At 32.5% G+C, this 26,982-nt stretch carries 17 protein-coding genes, 3 pseudogenes and 2 riboswitches; of the genes and pseudogenes, 15 read left to right on the top strand and 5 right to left on the bottom strand.

All coding sequences use genetic code 11. The features are described from left to right. Positions 1–187 precede the first annotated feature (187 nt). Positions 188–520, bottom strand: a complete 333-nt coding sequence (locus MHH59_RS29440) for a hypothetical protein (protein WP_340853539.1) — start codon at positions 518–520, stop codon at positions 188–190. A 944-nt stretch (positions 521–1,464) separates the two neighbouring features. On the opposite strand from MHH59_RS29440, the gene MHH59_RS29435 reads away from it, so the two are divergent. From MHH59_RS29435 to MHH59_RS29395, 9 genes and pseudogenes are all read left to right on the top strand, one after another. Continuing rightward, the gene (locus MHH59_RS29435; protein ID WP_002130387.1) at positions 1,465–1,950 is read left to right on the top strand and encodes a DUF6241 domain-containing protein; all 486 of its coding nucleotides are present in this window, start codon (positions 1,465–1,467) and stop codon (positions 1,948–1,950) included. Positions 1,951–3,201: 1,251 nt separating this feature from the next. Next, the gene (locus MHH59_RS29430; RefSeq protein WP_098791782.1) at positions 3,202–3,888 is read left to right on the top strand and encodes a response regulator transcription factor; all 687 of its coding nucleotides are present in this window, start codon (positions 3,202–3,204) and stop codon (positions 3,886–3,888) included. Continuing rightward, positions 3,885–4,961 carry a HAMP domain-containing sensor histidine kinase gene (locus tag MHH59_RS29425; RefSeq protein WP_340853535.1) on the top strand — a complete coding sequence of 359 codons (1,077 nt, stop codon included), beginning with the start codon at positions 3,885–3,887 and terminating at the stop codon, positions 4,959–4,961. The genes MHH59_RS29430 and MHH59_RS29425 overlap by 4 nt, the downstream gene beginning before the upstream one ends. Positions 4,962–5,245: 284 nt before the next feature. Further along, entirely contained in the window at positions 5,246–6,007 is a 762-nt protein-coding gene (locus MHH59_RS29420) for an ABC transporter ATP-binding protein (RefSeq protein WP_078214731.1), read from the top strand. Between the two features lie 16 nt (positions 6,008–6,023). Beyond that, the gene (locus tag MHH59_RS29415) at positions 6,024–7,859 is read left to right on the top strand and encodes an FtsX-like permease family protein (RefSeq protein WP_201055232.1); all 1,836 of its coding nucleotides are present in this window, start codon (positions 6,024–6,026) and stop codon (positions 7,857–7,859) included. 368 nt (positions 7,860–8,227) lie between these two features. Further along, positions 8,228–8,608, top strand: coding sequence for a hypothetical protein (locus MHH59_RS29410; protein ID WP_144513798.1), 381 nt, complete (start codon positions 8,228–8,230; stop codon positions 8,606–8,608). 851 nt (positions 8,609–9,459) lie between these two features. Then, a pseudogene (locus MHH59_RS29405) lies at positions 9,460–10,989 on the top strand (DUF3887 domain-containing protein). Between the two features lie 107 nt (positions 10,990–11,096). After that, positions 11,097–12,083: a choloylglycine hydrolase family protein gene (locus MHH59_RS29400; RefSeq protein WP_033729127.1), complete on the top strand. Its 987-nt coding sequence runs from the start codon at positions 11,097–11,099 to the stop codon at positions 12,081–12,083. 156 nt (positions 12,084–12,239) lie between these two features. Next, positions 12,240–12,320, top strand: a pseudogene (locus MHH59_RS29395) (serine hydrolase); the annotation flags it as partial. Between the two features lie 104 nt (positions 12,321–12,424). Here MHH59_RS29395 and MHH59_RS29390 read toward each other — a convergent pair. After that, a complete protein-coding gene (locus MHH59_RS29390) occupies positions 12,425–13,552 on the bottom strand; it encodes an FtsW/RodA/SpoVE family cell cycle protein (RefSeq protein WP_033729126.1) in 1,128 nt (375 codons plus the stop codon). A 188-nt stretch (positions 13,553–13,740) separates the two neighbouring features. Continuing rightward, a riboswitch (M-box (ykoK) riboswitch) is annotated at positions 13,741–13,917 on the bottom strand. A gap of 520 nt (positions 13,918–14,437) precedes the next feature. After that, a riboswitch (M-box (ykoK) riboswitch) is annotated at positions 14,438–14,605 on the top strand. 277 nt (positions 14,606–14,882) lie between these two features. Here MHH59_RS29390 and mgtE point away from each other — a divergent pair. The 3 genes from mgtE to MHH59_RS29375 all read left to right on the top strand — a co-directional run bounded on the left by mgtE (position 14,883) and on the right by MHH59_RS29375 (position 19,217). Further along, on the top strand, positions 14,883–16,211 hold the full coding sequence (gene mgtE, locus MHH59_RS29385; RefSeq protein ID WP_002204015.1) for a magnesium transporter: 1,329 nt from the start codon (positions 14,883–14,885) through the stop codon (positions 16,209–16,211). Positions 16,212–16,371: 160 nt separating this feature from the next. Then, complete coding sequence (locus MHH59_RS29380; protein ID WP_002169385.1) at positions 16,372–17,469, top strand: phosphodiester glycosidase family protein; 1,098 nt, start codon at positions 16,372–16,374, stop codon at positions 17,467–17,469. Between the two features lie 854 nt (positions 17,470–18,323). Next, positions 18,324–19,217, top strand: coding sequence for a cation diffusion facilitator family transporter (locus tag MHH59_RS29375; RefSeq protein WP_078204001.1), 894 nt, complete (start codon positions 18,324–18,326; stop codon positions 19,215–19,217). Between the two features lie 181 nt (positions 19,218–19,398). Here the strand turns inward: MHH59_RS29375 and MHH59_RS30935 are convergent. Beyond that, a pseudogene (locus MHH59_RS30935) lies at positions 19,399–19,485 on the bottom strand (DUF4878 domain-containing protein); the annotation flags it as partial. A gap of 262 nt (positions 19,486–19,747) precedes the next feature. Between MHH59_RS30935 and MHH59_RS29370 the strand changes: the two are divergent. Then, positions 19,748–21,232 (top strand): WD40/YVTN/BNR-like repeat-containing protein, encoded by a 1,485-nt coding sequence (locus MHH59_RS29370; protein ID WP_308027094.1) that lies wholly within the window; start codon positions 19,748–19,750, stop codon positions 21,230–21,232. Positions 21,233–21,977: 745 nt separating this feature from the next. On the opposite strand, the gene xerS is transcribed toward MHH59_RS29370, so the two are convergent. Both xerS and MHH59_RS29360 read right to left on the bottom strand, forming a co-directional pair. Next, positions 21,978–23,051, bottom strand: a complete 1,074-nt coding sequence (xerS, locus tag MHH59_RS29365; RefSeq protein WP_016097047.1) for a tyrosine recombinase XerS — start codon at positions 23,049–23,051, stop codon at positions 21,978–21,980. Between the two features lie 1,110 nt (positions 23,052–24,161). Continuing rightward, complete coding sequence (locus MHH59_RS29360) at positions 24,162–24,461, bottom strand: hypothetical protein (protein ID WP_258550633.1); 300 nt, start codon at positions 24,459–24,461, stop codon at positions 24,162–24,164. 286 nt (positions 24,462–24,747) lie between these two features. Here MHH59_RS29360 and MHH59_RS29355 point away from each other — a divergent pair, with 286 nt between their 5' ends. Both MHH59_RS29355 and MHH59_RS29350 read left to right on the top strand, forming a co-directional pair. Next, on the top strand, positions 24,748–26,130 hold the full coding sequence (locus MHH59_RS29355; RefSeq protein WP_340853526.1) for an alpha/beta hydrolase: 1,383 nt from the start codon (positions 24,748–24,750) through the stop codon (positions 26,128–26,130). Positions 26,131–26,722: 592 nt separating this feature from the next. Continuing rightward, entirely contained in the window at positions 26,723–26,944 is a 222-nt protein-coding gene (locus tag MHH59_RS29350) for a hypothetical protein (protein WP_078178978.1), read from the top strand. Positions 26,945–26,982: the final 38 nt, after the last annotated feature.

The following is a 26,982-nucleotide window of genomic DNA, read 5'->3' as shown; positions in this document are numbered from 1 at the left end:
AAAGACACTAGTATCAGTATGTCCAAAATTTAAAGATTGACTGAAAAAGTGTTATATTTTTTGCACCAGAACCGAAAAAGATACTTGTCCAGCTTCTCGAAAGGTAATACAGATAGTATATTCAGAGGCAGTTTGCTCAGATATTCCTTGATATTTTCGAACATCTTAGCACCTCCTTTAGTCTTTATTAGCGATAAATCATGAAACCGTCTGTATAGTTTGTAGAAGTACTACCCATTGTAAGTTTACCTTTGATACGATACTCACCTGGTAAGTTATCAGTAATATTAAATGATCTTGTTACTTGACGTGAAAAGCTACCGCTTAATGTATCAGTTGTTTTAAACGTTCCGTCAACCCTACGTTGTAATTCGATTGTGTAGTTCCATGTACCACCGCTATGAAGGTTGATTTGTGTAAAATCTACTGTCGTAGCTCCAGAACCATAATAGTTGTTATCTGTAAAACCACTAACCTCTGATGTATAACCGTTGTAACCACCGTAAATATAACCTGCCATAATAAAACAGCCTCCTCAAATTATTAAAGTTTTTTTTGACTCGATGCTCTTATTTCTTTTTGTTGCTGGAGCATCTTCCTCCGGAGCCTCACTCAGATCGTATTGATCTGCTGTTGGAGTAGAACCCCCATCAGCCTCGACAAGCTTGTCTCTTAGAGGTACAGACCGCAAATCAGAAAAAACAAGTTAAGCAAACTTCAACATAAAATAATGTGAACCTTGTTCCGCTAAGAGTATTTGGATGCAACACAATATCATTTGTGTTACATTACAGGAAGAAAATCTATTAAAATTGGCCACTAATGCTACGCGATTTACTGAAAACAATCCATTTTTATATGCAACATAATTAAAATGAATCGAAAACTCTTAGTGTAGTTGTTTTCCAAAATGTGGGGATACCCCTATTTAATCAAGTTATCTAGTAAATTAGCTCCTTACCTTATTAAGTGAAACGAAAGTAGAATAAATAAAACATTTAGGAAATTTTTTTAAATAATAGTTTTAATAGATAACTGATGTACTTCTTCTATAAACTATAAAAGGGGGGTCTTCCACATCACTATCAAACTAAGACTTAGGAAATTTTCAGGGGAGTGGTGTAGATTATTTAAGAATTTACATACATCATAAATCCTAATGGGGTTTGTTTTTTTCAATTAAGCCGCTCGATCTTTAGAAATGGTACAATTGTAATTGACACCTAATATATCAAAGACTGTTTTTTCTCTTATTGATGAAATCAAATTGGTTGAAAGCGCAGGTTACCTATTAGAAAAGGAAAAAAGGATCATATAAGGAATTGTTGTACTGCACTGATAAATTATACCTGTTTTTAAAAAGAACATAGAATTTATGCTTAAATTATTAAAGAGCGCAAATGTCGAGCTGCTCTATAAAAGTTATATTGCAAATGGCTCTTCATAGTAAAGGAGGATTAATAAATGAGAAAAATAACGAAAGTATCATTGATTTTAATTTTTTGTATAGCGATCGGTGTTTTAACAGGTTTTAAAGTTGGGGATTACCTCGGGAATCACAAAGAGGAGGAAATGATCAACTCGGTTAAAGGGGAAAAAGTCGAAGTGGCAGTGGAAGCTGAAAAACGCATAAATGATACAATGCTCAAAATGACTAATCAAAAGGTGTTATCCGATAAGAAAGAGGGCTTTATCAAAATGAGTGCCGAGAATATTCAAGAAGTAAAAGAGGCAATCACTAAAAGCACTCCAATGTATGTAAAGCATTTAGGAGAGTATCGTATGATCATCGATCGATGGGAACACGGGGATTTTTCTCAAATAGTTAAAGAGCATAATATGTTGAGTAAGTGGAAAGATGGGAACGACGGTAAAGCATATAAAGAGGCTACGCCAGAGCAAGAAAAGGAGTATCTCTTGAAACAAGCAAAAGCTGAATTAAATAAATAATTTACAACAAACAAAGGGTGAAAAAATCGCTCTTTGTTTGTTTTTAGTGTTTATAGGTGAAATGTTGCAAATTTCATTTTCGTTTGAACTTTATTTAAAATATAAGCTGTCCATATACCAAATTCTTAGAGATTAAAAGAGGAACATTAGTTGTTCCTCTTTTTATTTTAAACAACAAGAAAGCAGAATAGCCAATGACAAACACAAATAGAGAGATAGGTCGGATTTAATATTTTATATTTATACACATTTATATGTATATTTTATTTGTATAGATTATAAACCAATAAAAATATATACCTTTCTGTAAGAATGCACCATTCTTCTCTATTTACCTATGCATATATTTTAACTAATTTATTATGAAATGTATGTTGATTTAAAGTGTTTTATTCAAAATGTATAATTAGAGTTTTTATGGAGTCAAGATCGTTGTTTGTTATTCTTTTCTAAATTTACATAATTTTCAAATATATAAAGGTCATATATTAATTTTGTATTCTATAATCAACCCGTGGTTATAGTGTTTGCTCCGATTCAAATTATGAGATAGTTTGTTTTAACTTTTTTACATTATTTAAAAAAGAACTTGTAGGGATTCCTACAAGTTCTTTTTGTCCTTCGGATTGACGAATAGTAAGTGTTATTGGGGATACCGCTAACATTTCGAGAGTCGTCATATATTCTTATGACAAAATGCTGTAGAAAGCTTAAGAATTCTTAAGAACTTTTGCCCCTTTTTCTTAAGGTTTGGACTCTAGAGTATGATTATGAGTTCAAACCTGTGGGATGATTAGGTATGAAAACAATTCGCTTTCTTATTTCTGTATATAATGCACTAAAAATCAGTTGGTGCAGCCATTCCAATTTTAAGGTTTCTTGGAGACAAAATAATTGAAGGAATTGATTTGAAGAAAGTAAATTACATTGTCAAATATGGATTGAGTACAGGTGTATTCACAGAAAAATTAATTAAAAGAAGAAATCTCAAGACAATTATTTTATTAGTGGAAAATAATAAGGAATTTTATTTTTTTACTAAAAGCAAAAGTTAAAGAAAAAGGGAACTTATTTATTGTATATGGATCAGTAGTAAATATTGAACAATATATTAGGGAGAACGATATTACGTATATACATTATGTTATTTCTTGTCTTCCGTTTGCAAGCTTAAGAAAAAGAGAAGATAGAAATGTCTCACCTGCTTATGTCTTTAGCTGTTTAATACGAGAAAAAATATGGAGGAATCATATGGAGTCAAAAATTCTTATTGTTGATGATGATAAAGAGATTAGAAATCTTATCTCTGTTTATTTGGAAAATGAAGGTCTGAAAACTCAAAAGGCTGAAGATGCTATTGAAGCTTTACAACTGTTAGAAGAAAAGGAGTTTGATCTTATTATTTTAGATATTATGATGCCTAATATGGATGGTATTGAAGCGTGTATGAAGATTAGGGAAGACCGCAATATGCCTATCATTATGCTATCTGCAAAATCTGAGGATATAGACAAAATTCAGGGTCTAGCCTCTGGTGCAGACGATTATTTAACAAAACCGTTTAATCCATTGGAATTAATCGCTAGGGTAAAATCCCAATTAAGAAGGTTTAAAAAATACAATACGTCAATAAATCATAATAAAAGCATCCTAGAAATTGGTGATTTAACCGTGAATACAGATACACGTCAAGTATGGGTAAGGGGAAAGGAAACAAGGCTAACTCCAAAAGAGTTTGATATTCTCGAACTACTTGCCCGTAACAAAGGGATTGTCCTGAGTGTTGCAAAAATATATGAAGCAATTTGGAAAGAGGTTTTTTATAAATCAGATAATACCGTCATGGTGCATATTACAAAAATAAGAGACAAAATTGAAGAGGATTCTAAACATCCCATTTATATTAAAACTGTTTGGGGAATTGGGTATAAAATATGAAGAATGTTAGTTTTAGAAATAGGATCATTATAAAACTTCTTGTTGCTGTTGCAGTTAGTTTTTTTGCTTCGTTTGGTTTAACAATCCTCAATTTTCTATACATCATAGTACCATTATTTATAAAATACGACCGTTTGGGTATGTTTGCATTCTATTTCGCAATATTCTTCTTAATCGCGTTCGCAATCTTTACTTTTATAATAATTTTTTTGATATTGGTTCGAAAGAAAATAGTATATTTGAAGCTCATTTCTGATAATGTGAATGATATTGCCAATGGAAAACTGGGTTTGACAATTGGGATTAAGGGGAAGGACGAATTGACCCAACTTGCTCAAAATATAAATTATATGTCTAAGGAATTGGAGCATACATTTGAACAGGAAAGGCGATTGGAACGTACAAAAAATGAACTTATAACCAATGTATCTCATGACTTACGCACACCGTTGACATCTATTATCGGCTATGTAGATTTATTAAAAAGAGGGCAATACGACAGTAAAACACAATTACAGGAGTATCTCGAAACCACATATTTAAAATCACAGAGATTGAAATATCTAATAGATGAACTATTTGAGTATACCCGTTTATCAGGCATCGATACTAAGTTAAACTTTAATGAAGTTGATTTATCAGGTTTGTTAGAACAAATAGTTGGAGAATACATTCCTATATTTGAAAAGGAAAGTTTAATCGTTCAAAAATCAATCACGGAAGAAACAATACCTATCTTCATAGATATAGAAAAAATGGTACGTGTTTATGAAAATCTGTTTATGAATGCGATAAAGTACAGCATGAAACCATCTGAATTATCAATATGTCTTGAACTAATAGGTAACAAGGCAATTTTGAAAGTATCAAATAAAGTCGAGAAGCCGCCTGTTAGCGATCCAAATAAATTGTTTGAAAGGTTTTTCAGGGGGGACCAGGCAAGAAAAGATGACCAAGGAAATGGTCTGGGGCTTGCTATCTCAAAAAGAATTGTTGAACTTCATAATGGTAATATATATGCAAAATATAAAGACGGCTGGATGTCCTTTATTGTTGAACATCCAATCAAATAGATTGGCTTATGGAATTACAGATTCCATAAGCTTTTTTTTATAAAACTTAAGAATTCTTAAGGATTTTACAGGGTGTTTCCTAATTTTCATAGTTTATCATGTATGTATTCAAAGCGATGAGGAGAGAGGAGAAATTAAAGAGAAAATTTTCTTTACAGCTTTCAAGTGGATACATCGTGACAACCTCATGAAAAAGGTAGATGCAACATGCCTATTTTGTTAGTAGCAAATAAGAATAGCAACTTATTTTAAAGAAATGAAAAAACAAACGTAGGAGGATATATATGACGAAACCAGTTGTAGACGTGAAAAACGTCCAAAAAGTGTACGGTAAAAAAGGTGAGAACCAATCATACGCGTTAAAAGGTGTATCATTCTCAATTCAAGAGGGTGAGTTTGTCGGAATTATGGGACCATCTGGTTCTGGTAAAACGACATTATTAAATGTAATTTCAACGTTAGATAAAGCAACGGGCGGCGTTGTTGAAATTGCAGGAATAGATATTACGAAAATGAAACAAGGTGAGCTTTCCGATTTCCGTTCACAAATGTTAGGATTCATTTTCCAAGACTTTAACTTATTGGAGAATTTATCTATTTACGAAAACATCGCTCTTCCACTTTCCCTTCAAGGTGTTTCATCACGAAATATCGGATCAAAAGTAGAAAAGGTAGCTGATATGTTAGGCATTTCAGCAATACTTCAAAAGTATCCATCTGAAGTATCTGGTGGACAGAAGCAACGTTCAGCAGCAGCACGTGCGTTAGTGCATGAACCAGCAATTATTTTAGGGGACGAGCCAACAGGATCGCTTGATTCTAAAAATGCAACGAGTTTACTGGATGCGATGACAAACTTAAATAAAGAGCAAGGGGTATCTATTATGATGGTTACGCATGATCCGTACAGTGCAAGTTACTGTCAGCGTATTTTATTCATTCAAGATGGTGAGCTATATAAAGAAATTCATCGCGGTGGTACACGTGATGAATTTTATAAAAAAATTTTAGACGTGCTTGCAGACTTAGGCACACAAAAAGCGTAAGGAAGGAAGTTCAATCATGTTATTTAAGCTTTCCATGTCAGGCCTAAAAAGTAAGTTGCAAGATTACATTGTCTTACTTGTTGGTCTTATTGTCTCTATTTCAACTTTTTATATGTTTCAAACATTAGCACTCAATAAGGCGTTCCTTGAATCTAACTCTTCTATTGGGGATATTGTGTCTGTATTTAAAATTGGGTCCTTTTTGTTAGCGTTTATCACATTTTTTTATATTTTATATGCAAACTCGTTCTTATCATCTCTTCGCCAAAAAGAATTTGGTATGTATATGATGTTAGGAGCAAAAAAGCATAAAGTTACCTTACTTATGTTTATCGAAACAATTATATTAGGTGCCGCATCTCTTGTGATTGGAATTACAGTTGGTGTAGGGCTCGCAGAAGGTATCGGTCAGCTATTAATGAAACAACTCGAGTTTGCTGGCGAAGGTTATAAAGCATTTTATCTGCCATCTATAGCTATTACTTGCGTCTTCTTCTTTGCACTATTTGTATTATCGGCAATTATAAATAGTATTAAATTATCTCGTATTTCTGTACTGCAACTTGTACATGCAGATGAACAAACAGAACGTGTCGCCATAAAAGGAAAAATGACAGTTGTAGTTGCAATCCTTGGTGTGATTTTATTGGGTATTGGTTATGCATCACTAATCTATATGAAATATGCAAACCCGCTAATGGGTCTGGGATTAATGGCCGTTGGATTAATCACAGCAACCGTTGGTACTTACATGTTATTTGGATCACTTCTCCCAGTTATGATTAATAAGTTAAAGAGTAATAAAAAACGTAGTGAAAAAGGTCTCAATGCTTTTACTTTTGCACAATTAAATTTCCGCATTAACGGCCTAACAAATGTGCTTGCCACGGTAGCAATCTTAGTGGCTCTTGGCACTGGCGGAATTGCGTGTGGTATGGCATTTAAAAACAACGTAATAAAAATAGTTAATGGTAGTGAAATTTACGATTCAGTCGTTCATAATCCAACAGCTGAAGAAAAGAAAATTTTGAATACTATCTTATTTACAGAGAAGCTTGAATATCATTACAAAATAGAAGGTCAGTCGATTTATTATTTAAAAGAGGATTTAGAGAAAAATCGTCCTTTAGTATTGAAAAATAAAAATGAAAGAGCAGAGTTTGGGAAAACAAAGAGAGTTTCAGAAGAGTTGCCAATTGGTGCAAACGTGAAGAAGACACCGCAACAATGGAGCGACGCTTTCCAAACAATCCAGCCAAAGTATATATATCCTGATCATAAAATAAAAATTGTAGACAAAAACATGTACCATAGTATAAAGGGTCCAGAAAGTACTATGTTTATGGGGAAAACAGATGATTTTAAATCATATTTAAAAGAATGGAAACAACTTGACGAATTACAGTTAGCTAAATATACAAGTATGAAACCTGAAGAACTGAAGAGTAAATATCAAATGTATAATTCTCTTCATGGTATGCTCAGTGGATTGATGTTCATGGGCTTCTTCGTCGGAATTGCGTACTTAGCAATGATGGCAAGTTGCTTGATGTTTAAAGTTCTGTCTGGTGCATTCAAAGATTGTACACGTTATCAAATGCTTCGTAAAATCGGTGTTCGCCAAGAGTTATTAGCACAATCAATTTATAAGGAGTTATTCTTTGTATTCTTAGTCCCAGCAATTGTGGGTATTGTTCACGTATTAGTTGGTATGAACATGTTCAGCGTTCTTTTGCCTGATCCGTACAATCGTATTTGGGTACCAATTATTATTTTTGTAGTAATTTACTTGATTTACTATTTTACTACAGTTCAATTGTATAAAAGGATTGTACTTCCAAAAGAAAATTAGTTTTACAAAACATACAAAATGTTAAACTTATAAAACCCAGTGATATCAGTATGTGTGCATGAAATCACTGGGTTTTTATTTGGATATTTAATGGTGTGTTTTACAAATTATAAAAAGATATAAACTTAGTTTTACTTTTTAAATATTATCCGTCCTAAAAAATGACCAATGTTCATAAAGGTACAAATTTTAAAACATGTTTAATGTTCATATTTTAAAAATGAATTTTACAAAAATATGAACTAAATTACATACTCAAAACTCTACAAATGAAGTGATTAATACAAAGGAAATCAATAAATTCTATAGAATATTTTATTAGATCATTACATTTTATACTAATCGATATAAGGGAGATAATTGATAATATGTTTGATAATACGTTTAAAAATGAGTTTGATAAGATAAAATCAAAAACCGCTTCAATTATTTTAACAAACGGTGTTACAGCATCTGAGCGCAGGATTGCTACAAAAGACCCTAATGACCCAAATGATTTAACTCCTGAAAGCACTTTGGAGGAGGCAATTAAAATAGGATTTAACACAACAGAAAAAGAAGGACTTCTGTATTGGGTAGATGATAACTTGGATAATGAAGTGCCGATTCATGAAACAGTTGTTAAAATCTCTTATGATGAAGAAACAGCTAATGAAATCCAAACACAATTAACCAACTTGAATGATAATCGAGTTTACAACGTCACACTTAAATCAGGTATGACGATTACAATTACAGCAAAGAATTAATAATAGAATTAAAAACGTATAATCCATATTTGATTTATTGATGTGGATGCAAAAAATACATATTTTTAATTAGGAATCCTTATTATGAAAAGGATTCTTTTTTTGTCCCAACAGGTACGCTTTTTGAAGTAGGTATATTTCTATAAAAATCAATGTGTCGAAGGGATCAAGATAACATTTTGAAGGACTTCAAAAATACATAGACCTTTTGAATCATATATGAATTGTTGGGGGGAAAAAGTTTTCCTTCAAGATAATGTAATTCCCATAATCCATTTGAATCATTACATTTATATGAACGGATTAACAAGAAGGATGGTATAAGTCATTAGGTAAGAATGGGAGCATCTTAAACAAGATTAAATGGGGTTAGTTCTGTAAATCTATAAAATTTAGTTTTAGAGTTTCTTGTCCCAACCAATATCTAAAAGCGAAAGTTTAGACTTTCTTGTCTAAATAGTTTGGAGTTTCATGTCCTTTTACATTTACATCTGAGATAGAAAGGGGGATTAACTCATATCACCCAAGTGTTCGTTAAATTCTCATTTAGCGAACACAATAATTATAAGAATCTATAGTCGATTGTCTGCTGACGATCGACTATAGAGTTAATCAGCACGAAGCACATGCAATAAATAATTCTGTTTTAGATAACATCCATCTAATCAAAAAATCGAGTTATAAAAAGAGGGGGAAGGCATTTTTTATTGAAGTTTGTTTATAATAGTTTTTTAATTTGTTAGGGGGAATCGTAAAGTAGATTATTAATCTCTTTGATAATTTTTATTTCCCTTATAGTATTTGGCATACTGTATTAAAAAATTTAAATTTTGAAGGGAGAATCAATAAATATGGGCAAGAAAAAAAGAATAGGTAATAAGTTATTACTTGTCAGTGCAATTTGTACAATAACGATTCCTTCAGTTTCATATGCGGAGGAAGTAACTTTACCTAAAAATTTCGCGATTGCTTCAAGTCTGTATGAGGAACGGAATATGGATGTATTGAAAACAAGTGTATATCCCAATACATATAATAATCCGTTTAACCATCAATTTATTCCGACATTAAAGGAAACAACACAACTATAAAAAAGTAGACAATATTAATGATGAAAATCCTATTATATCTACTACTCTTTCATTTATTCGCCATATGAATAGTGAAGATTATAAATCTGCATTTGATTTAACCTCAAGGTCATTACAGAAAATAATATCCGAAGAATGGCTGAAGAGCTATTGGGAGGGACTCCCATTGCAATTACAAGCAGGTTCTTTTCTAGGAATTGGAGAGGTAATACAAAAAGAGACAAATTCCGTGCATGCGAATGTAGAAGTTAAATTAGTTTTTGAACAATTTACTGTACCTTTACTAATTAAACTAGATCCATCTGGAAAAATAGACGATTTTCAACTCAGCATGTCGTTTAGTCCTGTTGCAGAGCGTCCATCATATAGTAAGCCTGAATCATTTGTTGATAAAGAAGTAGTAGTTGGAAGTGGTGCATTTCCATTACCAGGAACATTGTCTGTTCCAAAAGGTAAGGGTCCTTTCCCAGCAGTTATTCTTGTGCAAGGATCTGGAGCAACCGATCAGGATGAAACAGCGTTTGCTTTAAAACCATTTCGCGATTTAGCTGAAGGTCTTGCCTCGAAAGGAATTGCTGGCCTTCGCTATAATAAACGAACTTATGAACATGGATTGAAAACATAATACAGTCCTTTTTATACAGTTGATAAAGAGACAACAGATGATGCTCTTCTTGTGACTCATTTTCTTCAAAATGAACCTATGATAGATAAGAATCAAATTTATATTCTTGGTCATAGTCAAGGTGGAATGATGCTTCCGAAAATGATTGAAAAAGACCAAAATCAAAATATTGCTGGGGCAATCGTGATGGGCGGACCAGCCCGTACGATCCAAGATGTTGTTTTAGATCAATTTGAGTATCTTTTTTCCATTGGAGCAATGAAACCCGATGAATATAAATTTTACAAATCGCAATTTGAATTATTAAATGATCCCAATTTCTCTAGTCAGAATCCTCCAAAAGATTTTTATTTAGGATCAGCAGTATTTTGGGATTCTATTCGTAAAATTAAAGCAGCAGAAATGTCAAAAGAACAAAAGACACCGCTTCTTATTATTCAAGGAGAAAGAGACTATCAAGTTCAATCAAAAATCGAAATTCCTCTTTGGAAAGAACAATTAAAAGAGCGAGATAACGTTGATTATCGACTATATCCAAAGTTAAATCACTTCTTTACAGAAGGAGATGGGGAGTTAAGTAAACGGATGAATATTATAGTCCTGCTAATATCCCTGAGTATGTTATAAATGATATTGCTGCTTGGGTGCAAGGAAGATTGAAATAAAATTAGCAACCATATTTTTTAATAGAGGTCACGATACATGCCTATTAACTTAAGGATAGAAATTAAATGGTTTTTGTTCAAATAAACTAAATAAAGGGGTGTTCTTTATGTGTACCAGTTTGACATTACAGACAAAAAGCGGTCAGCATCTTTTTGCAAGAACGATGGATTTTACATTAGATTTCAATCAAGAAGTAATAATAGTTCCTCGAAGTTATCAATGGAACAATATAACTGGTGAAACCATCGAGGCGAAACAAGCTGTTGTAGGGATGGGGATTAACCATCAAGGAAGGATCATCCTGGCGGACGGAGTAAATGAATCAGGTATGACATGTGCAACACTCTATTTTCCAGGATTCGCAAGTTATAGTAACAGTATAGATGAAAATAAAACGAATCTGGCTCCATTTGATTTTGTGGCATGGAGTCTCACACAATTCAATTCTGTCGAAGAGTTAAAGAACTCTGTAGATAGTATTTCCTTTTTGGATGTACCATTACCTGTTTTAGGGGTTACTCCACCGCTACATTGGATTTTAGCGGATAAATGGGGAGATTGTATTGTAATAGAGCCGACAACTGAAGGACTAAAAATATATGATAATCCTCTTGGGGTAATGACCAATAGTCCTGAGTTTAACTGGCATTTACAAAATTTAAGACAATATATCGGTCTTAAATCGCAGCCATATGCGCCAACACAATGGGGGGATGTACCATTAAGTGCTTTTGGACAAGGTTCAGGTTCGATGGGACTTCCTGGGGATTTCACCCCACCATCAAGGTTTGTTCGGGCAGCGTATGGCAAACAAAATATTCAAGGTATAGATAACGAAGAAGAGGGCATATCGGCCATTTTTCATATCTTATCAAATTGTGAGGTTCCAAAAGGTGGAGTAATAACGGAAGAAGGTACATTAGATAATACCATTTATACAAGCGCAATGTGTATGGAGTCTGGTACATATTATTACCATACCTATGATTGTAGACAAATTATAGCTATTCATTTATTTCATGAAAATTTAGATACAGATGAAATTAAAACTTATCCGTTCCAGCGGAAACATAAGATACTTTATGAAAACTAATCAGATTTGGAATAACATAAAAAAAGAAAACTTAATTAAGTTTTCTTTTTTTATAGGCGATACGACAATACAACAGTGATCCAATTAAATTCAATATAAGGAAAATAACAAGTCAATATATTTCTAATCATTTTAGGTGAAGGGTATGTGATTGAGATGAATAATACATATAATGAAAAGACACATACATCGATTAAACAATTATTTAACAAGTTTTCACCAAAAGCTCCTGCCTTTTTTGGTATTAAAATTAATATTCATACAGTTAAAAACCTAATTAGAAATTATTTGAACATAGATTGCTCAATGAGGTTAAATTTTATAATCTCTAAAAAATAGAATTATATATTATAATTATTAAACTTAATTTTATTGAAAATTGAAATATTAAGCAATATTCCTATTGCTATTAAATTGACCATTAAAGAACTTCCACCAAAACTAACAAATGGAAATGGGGTACCAGTAAGAGGAAATAGTCCCGTAATACCACCTAAATTTACAATGGATTGCATACCAATCATACATCCTATACCAATTGCTATAAAACTTCCGAATGGATCTACACATAGTTGTGCAATTTTTAAGGAACGAAGAACGATAGTCAAAACCCCTGCCAATACAATAAATACACCAATAAACCCTAGTTCTTCAGAAACTATTGCCATTATAAAATCAGTATGTGGTTCTGGAAGATAGCCGGTTTTTTGAATGCTATTTCCGAATCCACGTCCAGTAATTCCTCCAGAGCCAATGGCAATAAAAGAATTTACAAGTTGATATCCTTTTCCTTGCGCATCAACAAAGGGATTGAGAATTGTAGTAATACGTGTCTTTTGAACTTCTGACAAGCTAAATTGAATTAAAAAGTATAAAAAAGGTAACCAAAAAATAGAACCGATTATAATTCTTTTAATTAATAGATTTACATTTATTCCAGAGCAAAGAAATATGCTAAAACCTATACCTAATATTAAAAGTGCAGATCCTAAGTTTGGCTGTTTATAGATTAGGAAAAAAATTGCAGCTAAAAAAAATAAAAGTTTTCCGCTACCACTCCAAATATTTTTAGCTTGTTCTTGTCGAAATGCAAAAAAACGGGCTGTTACAAGTATTGTTCCTAATTTAAGAAATTCAGCTGGCTGTATTCCAAAGATCCATGATTGAGCATTATTTACCACTTTTCCTTTCCACAAAACCATAATTAATAAAAAAATTCCCCCAACCATAATACAGATAGAGACAATTCGTTTTTTCCATATTTCATATGGGAGAATAGCGCAAACTATCAACCCTATTGTTCCTAAAAATAGCTTTGTTAATTGAGAATCAACAAAATGCCTACTGTTATAACCGTAATGTTGAACAGCAACAATGGAGCTCGCGCTATACATCATGATAATACCTAAAGTACATGTTATGAATAGAGGGAGGAGCAATAGATAATCGAGTTTTAATATTTTTTTCATTTTAATATCCTCCTGATTTACATTAACACTTAATATTACATTTGCTAATGAGTAGAATCTTGTTCTCATCAACTACTAAATAGTATTTTTGTTTTGAAAGATTCTATAGCTTACACCCTGTTTTCTTACGCAAAAATCCCCCCTAGTTACATACTAGGGGGGATTTAAATTGGCATGACTAAATAAAGCTTTCCTCCCCCTAGTAGAGCTTTGGCACTATACAACGTAAAGTAATGGAAATTGATTACTTAGCTATCTTAAGAAGAGCCTTAATCCGACAATTCCTGTTCTACCCATTGGCGTCTTTCGACATTTTTGGGCAATAGCCTGTGTTTGTATAGGAGCCTCACCTAACAGGTTTAGCAATATAAATTTTATGTATTTGTTTCGTGTAGCCAGCATAAATACTTTTTTTTTGCTTGTCAAGTAAGCATATTGCTAATTTTATATTCTTTATTGTTTTATGAATTTTGAGAAATAATGCAAGAAAATGTATTTAATCATCTCGTATAGATACTTATTTTCGGCCTGTAGTGTATAATTTGATTAAGTAGTTTAACCATATAAATTTGATAAACAGTAAAGAAGATTTTAATCATAAAATAAGATTTTTGAAGAATGTTCTTTTGAAGTACGGTATGACTAATAATTCAACTCCTGCTATAAAGTTACAAATTAATCATAAACAATAAGTTTCCTATACGAAATTTCATATATTTTATAACGTTTCTTCGAACTAATTGTATATAAATTTTATATCCTTTAAGTTGAATTTCAAATTTACAATAGAGTCGAATTACATTTCTCTAAAAAAAAATTTATTATGAATCGAATCGAAAGTTAGTTGACAAATATTAAATTCTGGTTTAAATTTTGAAGTAATTCAATAATCTTTGTTAGGTGAGGCTCCTGTATAGAGAAACGCTGCTGCCCAAAAATGTCGAGAGACGCCAATGGGTCAACAGGAACGGTCGGATTAAGGCCCTTTTTAATGTAGCTGGTTATAAAAACCTATGCTATACAGTGCTAAAACTCAACGAGGGAGTGGTATACGATTTGATAGAAAGGCATCTCTGGGATTTTTGCAGAGCTGTCTTAATAATCATTTATTTGTATTGTAAAAAACCTTTACTCCTTTTTGAGTAAAGGTTTTTTTGTTTAATGTTATTTATTTTTATCTTGTCTATATTCAAAAAGGAGGTAGTTCTAAATAATAAATTGATTGCAATGTAACTATTAATGCTCTAATAAAAATTTTAGACAGATAAAATAACACAAAGCCACTCATGAAACTCTAGAGTCTCCCTTAGCAATATAAGGAGGAGTTAACATGAAGAAATTATTAAATGAATTACTTGTAACCCAAAATAATTTGGATGCAGAGAAAGTTTTACGTCATCCGTCGTATGATGTTGCGCAAGAAGTAAAACGGTTTTCAATTGAAGATCAAGTCATATTACTAGATAAGATTCCTGTATTAAAAAGCTCAAAAATTCTTCAACATTTGAGTACAGAAGAAAAATATAATATCTTAATTCACTTATCTGAAAACAAAGCTAAAAAGTTACTAGATTTACAACCGATTGATGAAACAGTAGATCTACTTTTAGAGGTTCATCCGGAAAAACAAGCTAAATTAATGGCGTATTTAAATAAAATTACAAAACATAATGTAAAAAAATTAATGGCTTTCAAACCTGAAACGGCAGGAAGTCTTGTCACAAGTGATTTTGTTGCAGTTAGAGGGAATTGGTCAGTAAAAATGACATTGAAGTACATTAGGGAACATTCTGAAAATGTAGAATCAATATCTTATATCTATGTTCTTGATAGTCATGGTTATCTTAAGGGAATCGTTTCCATACATGAGTTATTACTAGCAGCAGATGAAGAGATATTATCTACTATCATGATTCAAGAGGTAATTTCAGTACACGCTGAAGTTGATCAGCAAGAAGTTGTAAAAAAGCTACTGAATTATAATTTAGCAGCATTACCCGTAACAACAGCAAATAATGAAATGATTGGTATTATAACATTTGATGACGTAATGAATGTTATGGAAGCAGAAGCTACAGAAGATATCCAAAAGTTAGGCGGAAGTGAACCGTTAAATCAATCTTACTTTGAATCTAGTATTTGGAGCATTTTCTTCAAACGTCTACCATGGTTATTGCTTCTTTTTGTTGCTGAAGCATATACAGGTACAGTACTAAAGTATTTTGAAGACGAAATTGAAACAGTAGTTGCCTTAGCTTTCTTTGTACCGTTATTAGTAGGTACTGGAGGAAATACAGGAACACAGGTTGTAGCAACAATTACTCGTGCAATCGGTATTGGAGAGGTGAAATTTAAAGACATTTTCCGTGTAATGAAAAAGGAATTTGCAATTGGCATGCTTCTTGGACTTGCACTTGGGGTAGCTGGGCTCACTCGTGCTTATATGCTAGGAGTTGGAACAGAAGTTGCACAAGTTGTAGCAATCACTTTATTATTTATTGTTATTTGGGCCTCTCTTGTTGCAGCTGTTTTACCTTTGATTCTGAGAAAATTAAAATTAGATCCTGCAGTCGTTTCTGGTCCATTTATTACAACATTTGTTGACGGAACAGGATTAGTAATTTATTTCATGGTTGCAAAAACGTTATTAAATTTGTAAATATACACTGAAATAAATACGAAATGTAGAATAAGTATTTTGCTTTGCTTGCCAAGACACAGTGGGGAACTCGAGAATGAGGGAAACAAACACTTTTGTCTTTAGGCAAATAATATCTTAAAGGATTCATTGAATGTAATTAATGCCGGAGGAGAAACCTATGAAACATCTAAGAAAAATCTTCAAACGAATTTTGCTTCTTTTTTCTATTTTCATGCTTATTGGCATAGGAATATTATTTGGTACTAACTATGGCCGAGATCTTCGTGTAACAATTGCTGGAAGTATACTAACTTCTCAGCATCCACAATATGCGAAATATACATTCCTATCCCAAAAGGAACTAGATAAACTGCAAGATAGAATTAATCATCCAAAATGGTCAAATAGTGATGAGGCCATTTATAAAAAAATAGCAGGAAAAAGATTAGAAGAATTAAAAAATCAGCCATTAGAAATTGATGTAGAAACAATTAAAAGTAATAAAGATAGTCGTTTTCTTTTCGAAGGAAAGTTAATTACCATTAGCAATCCCTTCAATGTTAAACTTGTTAGCCATCAAGGAACACAAGGAGCTAACAGGGGAGAAAAAATTAGTGTAATGGCAAAACGTAATCATGCACTTGTTGCTGTGAATGCAAGTGGATTTGCTGATGAGACAGGAAGAGGTGGAGGAAATGTTGCAACTGGAATAGTAATAGAAAATGGAAAAGCTATTGATACAAATATAGATAAAAATACCCCTACAATTATTACCGGTTTAACAAAGTTTGGACAAATGATAACAGGAAATTATTCTACCCAACAACTTTTGGATAAACAAGTCGTTTCAGCAGCAGGATTTATGCCACAGTTAATTGTAAATGGAGAAAAAATGATCACAGAAGGAGACGGTGGTTGGGGTTCTGCTCCACGAAGTATTATGGCTCAAAAAGAAGATGGCACAATAATGTTTCTAGTGATAGATGGTAGACAAACACATAGCATAGGAGCCACGTTAAAAGAGTGTCAAGATATTCTATATGAAAAAGGAGCAATAAATGCAATGGCTATGGATGGAGGTTCTTCTGCTACGCTATATTTAGGAGGAAAGGTTATAAATTCACCTTCTACATTATCCCATGAAGATCGTTATTTACCGAATGCTTGGATGGTAACAGCAAACCAAAAACAAGAAATAAGGGTGACAATAGATGGGAAAAAAATAGATACTAAAAAATCAGATGAATTTGATGCAAATATTTCAACTGATTTATGAATTCTTAAATAAATGAAGGATTAATTAAATTTTAAAAACTAACATACAAAGAGCGTCATAAAATTGAAAGTTTTATCATTTAACATTCATTAAAGAAAAGCGTATAGAGATACTCAATCATATGGAAAATCTCCAAGAAGTTAAAAGAAGGATAAATAATGTATACAGTTTACACTCATATTCAATTATATGCTTTTAATCTTATAGTATTTGCTACAGCTATGTGAAATGGACAACCTGTAAAAATAATTGTTGTGATCAGATGAGTAAAGATTAATGCGCAGAATGAATTAGTAATCATACCTGAAAACATTTCATCAAACATCAAAGCAACACATTAGTCGCTTTGATGTTTGTAATGATAAAAGGGTGATAAAAAACATAAACAATAGGTGTATCAAGCAAAGGGATAATACACCTTAAAACTACATTGTTAAACAACATGCGTCGTCGTGTAGTATATCTTATTTATCTTTAATTATTTTAGATTCAGTATTACATCTTATAGATCGTTTTTTCTATGATTTCCTAATTTCCAACTCTCGTCTTTTTATTCAATCATAATTACTATTTTAAGGATGTTAAAGTAACTCCAATACTAAACGTAAAAGGAATAAAAAAGCATGGCATTTTGTGTCACTCTTTTTACACTTCATAACAAATAAGGATAAAAGAACAAAGTAAGTTATGCTTTAAACCTTTACTGATAGGAGAAAATGTTTGTATAGACCCACACACTTATTATTGGGTAATGTATGAAAGAAATTAAAATGATGAGACATAGACTTATAACTACACAATTGAATTAAACAATAATATTTTGAAACAAGAGTAAAGTTAAGGTGGGGATAACTATGAATGCTAACCAAAAAACGTCCTTATTGGCAGCATGGATTAGTGTAATTAGCAATATATTTCTGACTCTCATCAAAATTATAGTCGGTTTACTTTTCAAAAGTCAGGTATTATTAGCCGACGGGATTCATAATGCTGCCGATGTTGTAGCATCCGTAACCTCATTGGGATCAATGAAAATTTCAAACCAGCCAGCTGATGAAGATCATCCTTATGGACATGGTAAAGCAGAAGTTATATCATCAGGAATTGTAGCTGTGATTTTAATTTTAGCGGCTTTATTTATGGCTTATGAATCAATAAAGTCATTATTTGAACCAGCGACAGAACCCCATATAATTGCTTTTATAGCAGCGATTATTTCATTAATATGGAAGCAAATTTTATATGTATACACAATACGAATTGGTCGAAAAACAAGCAGCAAAGGGCTTATAGCAACTGCTTATGATCATCTTGCTGATGTTTATGCCTCAATTGCAGCTGTAATTGGAATTGGTATTGCTTTGATAAACAATATCTATTCCATTCCATATGCAGCATATGGGGATCCTTTAGCTGGTATTATCGTTTCCTTTTTCGTATTAAAGTTAGCGATTAGTATGGGGAAAGAATCAATATATATATTAATGGAAGGTGGTATTCCTACCGAGAAATGTAGTGAATATAAGAGAATAATTCAGGCCCATCCTTTTGTAAAAAGAATTGATAGAATGCGCGCACGTGATCATGGTCACTATGTATTAATTGATATTAGAATTAGTGTTCCGGCACATTTAAGCATCCAGCAAGGACATGATATTTGTAGGGATATAAAAACTACTATTATAAATCAGAACCCAGAAATATATGAAGTACTAATTCATTTAAACCCATGGTATGAGGAGAAGTAGGTTTATTGAATTATAGATAGATATAAGTAAGTAGTTAAACCGTCCTTTTTAGATATTGGAGAATTGGTCGACTTGTATAATGTCCATAATTAAAAAACATTTATAGTTATGAGTACAATACATCTCAAATACATTATTTATAGAAGAAAAAACGTCCTATTAAAATATAGGACGCTTTTATCTATGATTTACTAATTTCCCAACCTTCGCGTATTTTCTCTAATTCAATTACAATTACCTTTGAATCTTTTTTATACAAAGCATCAACAAAATCTGAAAGATAAATATCATTGAGTGGAATGAATTAATATATGAGGGTTCATTTTCAATATTTGTCTCTCAAATGAAGCAACTTTAGTATTCACTCAAAAATCCATTGTCTATGAAACAACTAGATTTTTAAACGGCTTTAATAGACATCTGCCATTTACATAGACAGATGTCTATTGTATTTTTGGCGGCAAGATTAAATAGCTTTTTGTTACTTTACAATAAAGTATACTTAATATCAGTAATTCATGTAATTAGGAGTGATTTCTATATTTAAGGAAAATGCAAAAAGGATACTTCTGTCATTAGTAACAAATCCAATACTAATAATTGTATACGGGATTTTTTGTTATGAGTTAGCCTTATACTGTAAGTACGGAAGGATGAATTATAATATTTATATTTTGTTATTATGTATAGTACTTTTTATATCCATGACTACATTTACTACAATGCGGGTGATAAAAAATAGAGAATATGAAACTAAAAAATTAACTAATTCAATAGCATGGAGATCCATTTCTATTATCATTATTGTTGCAATTACATCATTTTATGGGATGCAGATTTATAAAAGTGCAATAAATTACAATGGCAAATTGGCATGGTTTATAGAAAGGTTAAAACATGAAAGGTCAGTTAAACTTAAACATAATAATATATATGAATCTGGAGTAGAAGGTATTTTTGAAGATATAAATAAAAAATATCCTTTGCCAAAGAAATTGTATATGGCAACTGATTTTGATCTTACATTTCATTCAGATGGAACAATCACAGCGTTTGATACATTTGTTTATGGGAAAAATGTTGATGGGAAAGAAGAAACTTATTTAATCTCTTATAATGAGAAGAAATCAGAAGATATTACTATAATACGAGACGGATATGCAAAGCCTGATTATGATGATGATAAATTAGTAGAACCTTTAATTAAAACGGTTAAGGCGATTCCAGTTAAGCAAACGGTTAGAAAGTGGAATGAAAGTAAGTATGGGTTGATTTATTATGGAAAAAGAAATTGGGGATCCAATACAGAGGGAATTATTAATATTACTGAGGATGGTAAGGGGCAGAGTCTTAAAGAAGCAGCTTCTGATATCATTGGATATACTGTATCTATATATGTCCCTGGAAAAGAGAAAGAGCTAGTCCCTGCTAGATATAATTTAATATGTGACGCAAGTTGGAGTAAATCAAAGACGCCTCCAAATGAAGATAGGTTTAAAGAGAAGAAACAACAAGATTTAAAGAATGAAAAAGAACAGTTTTTCCTATCAAAAGAAGTTGGTTATAAACTAAATATGACAGATAAAGCATTAGGGAGCGCCTTTTATTCATTAAGTAGGACTAGTGATGAAGGGGAAACATGGGAGGTTATCAATCCAGACCCATTTAATAGGGGGATTGGTAGTGTATCAGGGATCACTTTTATAAATGATAAACTTGGGTTTTTAGGAGCAGTTAGACCTTCTGGTAATGAGGGAGAGTTATATCGCACAGATGATGGGGGGGTATCTTTCAAAAAGGTAGAATATCCGCCGCATGAAGTGAAATTAGATCATACACAGTCCACAATAAGTCCTTTTGATTCTCCTAGTATGCCATATGAGAAAGATGGGGTTTTTAATATGTTAGTTGGACAAGGGGCAGATGGAGACTACAATGGCGATAGTAGTGCACTTTATCAATCAAAAGATAACGGAGAGACATGGGAATTTGTAGAAGAAGTGAAAAAGAAATAGTCAGAATGTTTTTTTAAAAAATAAGGTAACTACTCAGCTATACATTTCATTTAGAAGTTTGGTAAGGGGTATAATTCCAGCGATGAAGATAAAATGGACCTACACCTCGCTGCCTTTCTTTGTTTTAAAGCTTTGCGCGTGGCAGGAAAAGGCCCTGACCGCTTCTATGCATGGCCAGTCCCTCTCGCCCATTTAAAAAGATGCTTTTCTGGCTTTTTTTCATAGAGGGGCTGAGTAGTTACTAAAAGTAAATAATTTAAATCGAACCATAAGCTTGCCGGCAAATTTATGGTTCGATTTTTTTTAGGGCAAAGATATCGTTCTAAACGGGTATCACCACATCGCTATCAACTTAAAAGAGTAATCACCAAAAAAATGAAAAAAGAGCTGACTTTTGATGAGTTTAGTTCTGTAAATCTAAAAAATTTTAGTTTAAACTTTCTTGTTTAAATAGTTTGGAGTTTCATGTCTTTCTACAACAGATGGGGGAAGGGGGTAACTCCCATTTTCCCAAGTGTTCGTGAAATTCACATTTAACGTAAACAACAATTGTAGGAATCTAAAATTTTCATTTATCTAATCTAACAAGAGAGAGTTTTTATATACCAATTAAAGTAGAATTTTAACTATGTATTTTTTATATAATAAAATTAAATATGTAATGAATAATGCATGACATTTAAAACCACTAACTCTAGCAGGGAAAATAATAAAAGTTCAGCAATTTTGCATTGCTGAACTTTTATTATTTATTTTTTCCTATTCTGCCTAAGCTATCTTTAATAGTTGTTTCTCCAAGCTGTGTGTATAATAAGGCCGTATCTTGGCTGGTATGCCCAAGTTGTTGCATCACTTGTAACGAGTCTTTTTCTTCCATATATAATTTATTCGCTAATGTATGTCTTAATTTATGGGGAGACATTCTTTTTCCATATGCTTTAGTATATTTTTCTACAATATCTTGGATAGCTCTAACTGAAAGAGGCTGTGCAGTATGTTTATATTTCGATAAAAATACATTTTTTAATTCTTTCCCTGGAGCATATTTGTTATCTCTAATTTCCATATACTTTTCTAAATCATTCAATGCAATTGGTGTAATCCATACAGAATCTTCTTTGTTTCCTTTTCGGATTACATCAATTAGTCTTTCTTTTAAGTTTATATCTTCCATACGAAGATCGGCCAATTCACTTACACGAATACCGCTACCAAGAAAAAGGGAAAGGATAGCTACATCACGATCTTTATCTCTTAGGAAATAGAATAACTGATGTTTTGTTAAAGATTTTTCATGTTCGTACTTAACGTAATTCAAAAATTCTTGATCGTCATCATTATGGAATATTTTAGATCTCATACGTTTTGCACGAGCATTTAATGTTTCTTTATCTTTATGTATTTCTATTTTAGCCATTACATTTCTATAAAAATAACATTCTCCATCTTCATTTTCTGATAGGGAGGTAAGGTACTTAAATAAAGACTTTAAGGCTGAAATTTTTCTGTTAACAGAGGAATTCTGCATGTTTTGTTGTAGTTTTAGAAACCTCATAAAGTTCTCAACATCTTTTTTCTTTAAATTTTCCAAATCAGAGAAGGATATGTCTTTAATCGGCTTAAATTCAATAATTTGTTCAGATAATAGCCAATTAAAGAAGACTCTAAAATCATATACATAATTCAGTAGGGTGGAGGGAGAGGCATCATGCAATTCTTTGTACTCCACAAATTCTTCTATGTAAAAGGGCATTTCATTTAAATTCTTGTATAATTTCTTACGATGTACGGATTTTTGACGTTGCTTGCTGTATTCCATAAAAATCACCTCATATACACTATAACAGAAAAGATACACGAACACAAGTTCGCATTAAATTCAATTTTTACACAGACTTATTTACATAATTAAATTATGGATTACTAAAATGCGTGCAAAAATAAATAGGTTATATTGTAATTGTTCTAGTATTAATTATAGAGAACCAAACTATAAATTTGTATTACGCTATAAAAACAGGTGAAAAATCTACATATAACTGTATATACAATGAAATTGATTAAATATATACAGAGCGTTATAAAATGTGAATTGCTTAAATTAATTATAGTTAATCAGGTCAACGTAAGATAAACTTGTGTAAATTAATATGTAATTGTTTATATAGATTCTTTATGTGTAGATCGGCATTTGATTATTATTATATAACTTCAAAGCAATACACTAAAATTCATGGATATAGGCTCGAAATCCCTAGATGCTATATTATATTTTTAAAAGACTCTCTTATTGTTCGTAAAATTGGTATTTCGCGCGAAGTTGTTGAGGTATGTTTTTTCTCCCTTCTTTCCATTCTTTTATGTTCATCCAACAGAATTCATTATTCACTTTTCATCAGTAAGTAATATTTTTTATTCCAGCTCTGTCCGCTTTTACATATCTTTGTTTATTGTACGTTTACTAATAGAGTGTAAACAACATAAAAACTCAAAATTAGATAAATTTAAGACAAAACAGCTCAGTTAAGCCCTTAGGGCTAAATCGGCTGTATTATACTCGAAACTGAGGTGTTTATAATATCGAAAGAGATGGTTTCTTTTATTGCTTTTTACTTCAAAAATGTTCTTTGTTACTCTTGTTTTATGTAAAAGTTGAGCCCAATTTAATTATAATACAGAATTGAAAACATAGCTTTGAAATTCTTTTAACTGTCTCAATAAGATAAGAATTCTTTTCATTTTGAGACAGACTTCGCTTTAATTTCCACAACTTCTGATAAGATATGTTATGTAAACTGATTATAAGTAATTGATTGTGGATACCTTTATATCAGCGGGTTTCCAGCGGGTTTCCAGCAACCTACCTTTCCCTACTATTACACGATTACAATAAAAACTCACACCACATGACTCGTATGTATCAACATAACTAACCATAGTTCCCACCAAATGATATCGTCGCTTTAACGATTTTGTTCTTGTATTGCTTCTTATTTTCCCCTGGTACTGGCCTCATCGTTTGCTCAATCAATTCTGGGTGCTGTATTTTACCCGTATACTCTTCTTTTTTTACAGGCACGGATATGGTTTCATAATTATCCTGTTCATTATTATTTCCCTTTGTTTCGCTTCCTATCTTCTGGTCAAACTCCTTATCCTCGTATGTTATTTGAGTATAAACGTGACCTTTGCTGCTACACCCTGTTACCAATCCTAAAGCGATACACATTGTAGAAATCATCCACAAAAATTTCTACATCTTATTCCTCCATCTCTTATTGCTTTTCTTCCCCTACATCATAACGAGGTTGTAATAGTTGTCTGAAAAACTATTGATTTCTATGGTATATCGCGGGTTCGTGTATCTATACGTTGCTATAATCCCCTACTATTTCAAACGTGCTTTTTATGATATTTATGCAGGATTCCCCCTTACATGTACCGAAACTCCAAGAGGGAACCATTCCACTAATTACCACCCCAATTTCTTACTATCGCATTTTGGAGGTTAAAACATGACAAAAAAACGGAACATACAAAAATCAGCACTTTCCATTACCCTTCTCTTATCTTTAGGGGTTTCATCTTTTCCAATTACATCGCCTATTCACGCGGATACACGCGCGGAACAATCTGTAGAAAAGAAACAAATCACTTTAACCGATCGTACAACATTATTTTTTGAATATCTCCAGCATGGTAAATATGCAGAAGCCCTGCAATTAACATCCGCTGCTTTTCAATCGAAGTTTACGGCACAAAAATTGCAAGATTGGTGGACACAAAGTAGTGGTGGTGGGATTAAAAACATAGGAACAGCAGAAGTAAAAGAACGTAACTTGGTTCATCAGACAGTTGAGATTCCAATAGAGTTCGAAGGAACTACGATTCCAGTTTTGCTTAAATTCACACCAGGCGGGAAAGTAGATGAAGTTGGGCAAAGGACACCTAAAAAAACATATGCCATACCGCATCCTATCTATGATCGACCTGCCTCCTATCAAGAACGAGAAATCGTAATTGGAAATTCTACATACCCTTTACCAGCCACGTTAACGATTCCGAAACATAAGCCTGGTGAAAAGGTGCCCGTTGTTGTTCTTGTTCATGGTTCTGGTATGAATGATCGTGATAGTACAAACATGGGGACAAAATTGTTTAGAGACCTTGCAGCGGGCCTTTCATCTAACGGAATTGCAGTCTTACGCTATGAAAAACGTTCCTTAGAACACACATTAAAGATGAGTGAAGAACCTATTACCTTAGACCGAGATACAACAGAAGATGCCATATACGCAGCAAAATCAGCAGCGCAGCAGGAAGGCGTTGACCCAAGTAACATTTTCATTCTCGGACATAGCCAAGGAGGTGGCGCGATGCCGCGTATACTGAGCAAAGCACCTTCTTCACTTGTTCGAGGCAGTATATTACTTGCACCACCCGCACGACCTATAACTGATGTGCTCATTGATCAGTATCAATACCTCGGGGCACCAAAGGAAGTAATCAATGAACTAAAAAGACAATTCGCCTATTACCAGGATCCTACTTTTGATCCAGACCACCCACCAGCCGGTTACAATTATCCATCCCCGCATTTCATGTATGATGTTGCTCGCTGGCGTCCTGTTGAGGAAGCAAAAACACTTAAAGAATCATTATTGATTCTGCAAGGAGCACGCGATTATCAAGTAACAGTAAAAGATGAATTTACAAGATGGCAAGAAGGACTCTCAAACCGCGGGAATATTCAGTTCAAAACATATCCGAAATTGAACCATGCCTTTACAGAAGGAGATGGTGATTTAAGTCTTCCTAGTGAGTATGAAATCCCTGCAAATGTTCCCGAGTACGTCATTCAGGACATTATTAACTGGGTCAATGAGACAAAAAAATAAGTAAACTTCCAAAAAATCTTCATGCAATCATCATTGCGTGAAGGGGTTGTTACTAAAGCGGAGGATCATGAGAGAAATAAAAAAATATATACATAATAGTAATTAAAGTAGTGAAGAGTCCTGAACATCCAGGACTCTTTCTTATTTTATAATGGGGTAGCACCCATTGCTATCCAGTTATAACTGCATTACAAAATTTTCAGGAGTGTTTTTTATTACTTTTTTAAGTGGATTCTGGATGCTTTGAAATCAAGTTACCTTTTCCGGACTTATCGTTCCAAAACCTATATACTAATTCAGATTCTCCAAAATGCTCAATGGCCCGTTTAAAGGATTCTAGTTTAGAGAATACTCATATTTTAACAACGTTAAGATGTTTTTTAATTTTGATAAGTGTATATGAGACATTCAAAAGCCTTATAATGTGTCAAACAACCATATTATCAAAAGAGTATACCTGTATTGATAATACTTGATATGACTAGGTTTATCTCACTATCGTTATAAATCTGCATAATCCTGATGTGACCGCGTTTAGTTTTTAGACATATTATATAAATGTCAATTTAATTATTAACTGAGGTGAATTATTATGATAAATCCTTACTGTATTAAAAACAGGGCAATTGGCTCAGTCTATACAACCCATGGAGCTCAATCAACAATGCATGCAGTATATCATGCAATGCAGCATATGCCATACTATCAACATCCCGCTATACCTTATTATGAAACCATACAATATCATCCCTCTATAGGATATACACCTCAAAGTATATATCCTACTATTTTCACAACAATTCCACTTTATTAACCATCCTCTTGTTTTTAATTATTTTTAAACTGTACAGA

It is taken from the genome of Bacillus sp. FSL E2-0195, from assembly GCF_038003645.1.
Taxonomy (GTDB): domain Bacteria; phylum Bacillota; class Bacilli; order Bacillales; family Bacillaceae_G; genus Bacillus_A; species Bacillus_A mycoides.
The sequence above is the reverse complement of the archived record's forward strand: the minus strand, read 5'-3'. Positions and strand labels throughout refer to the sequence as shown.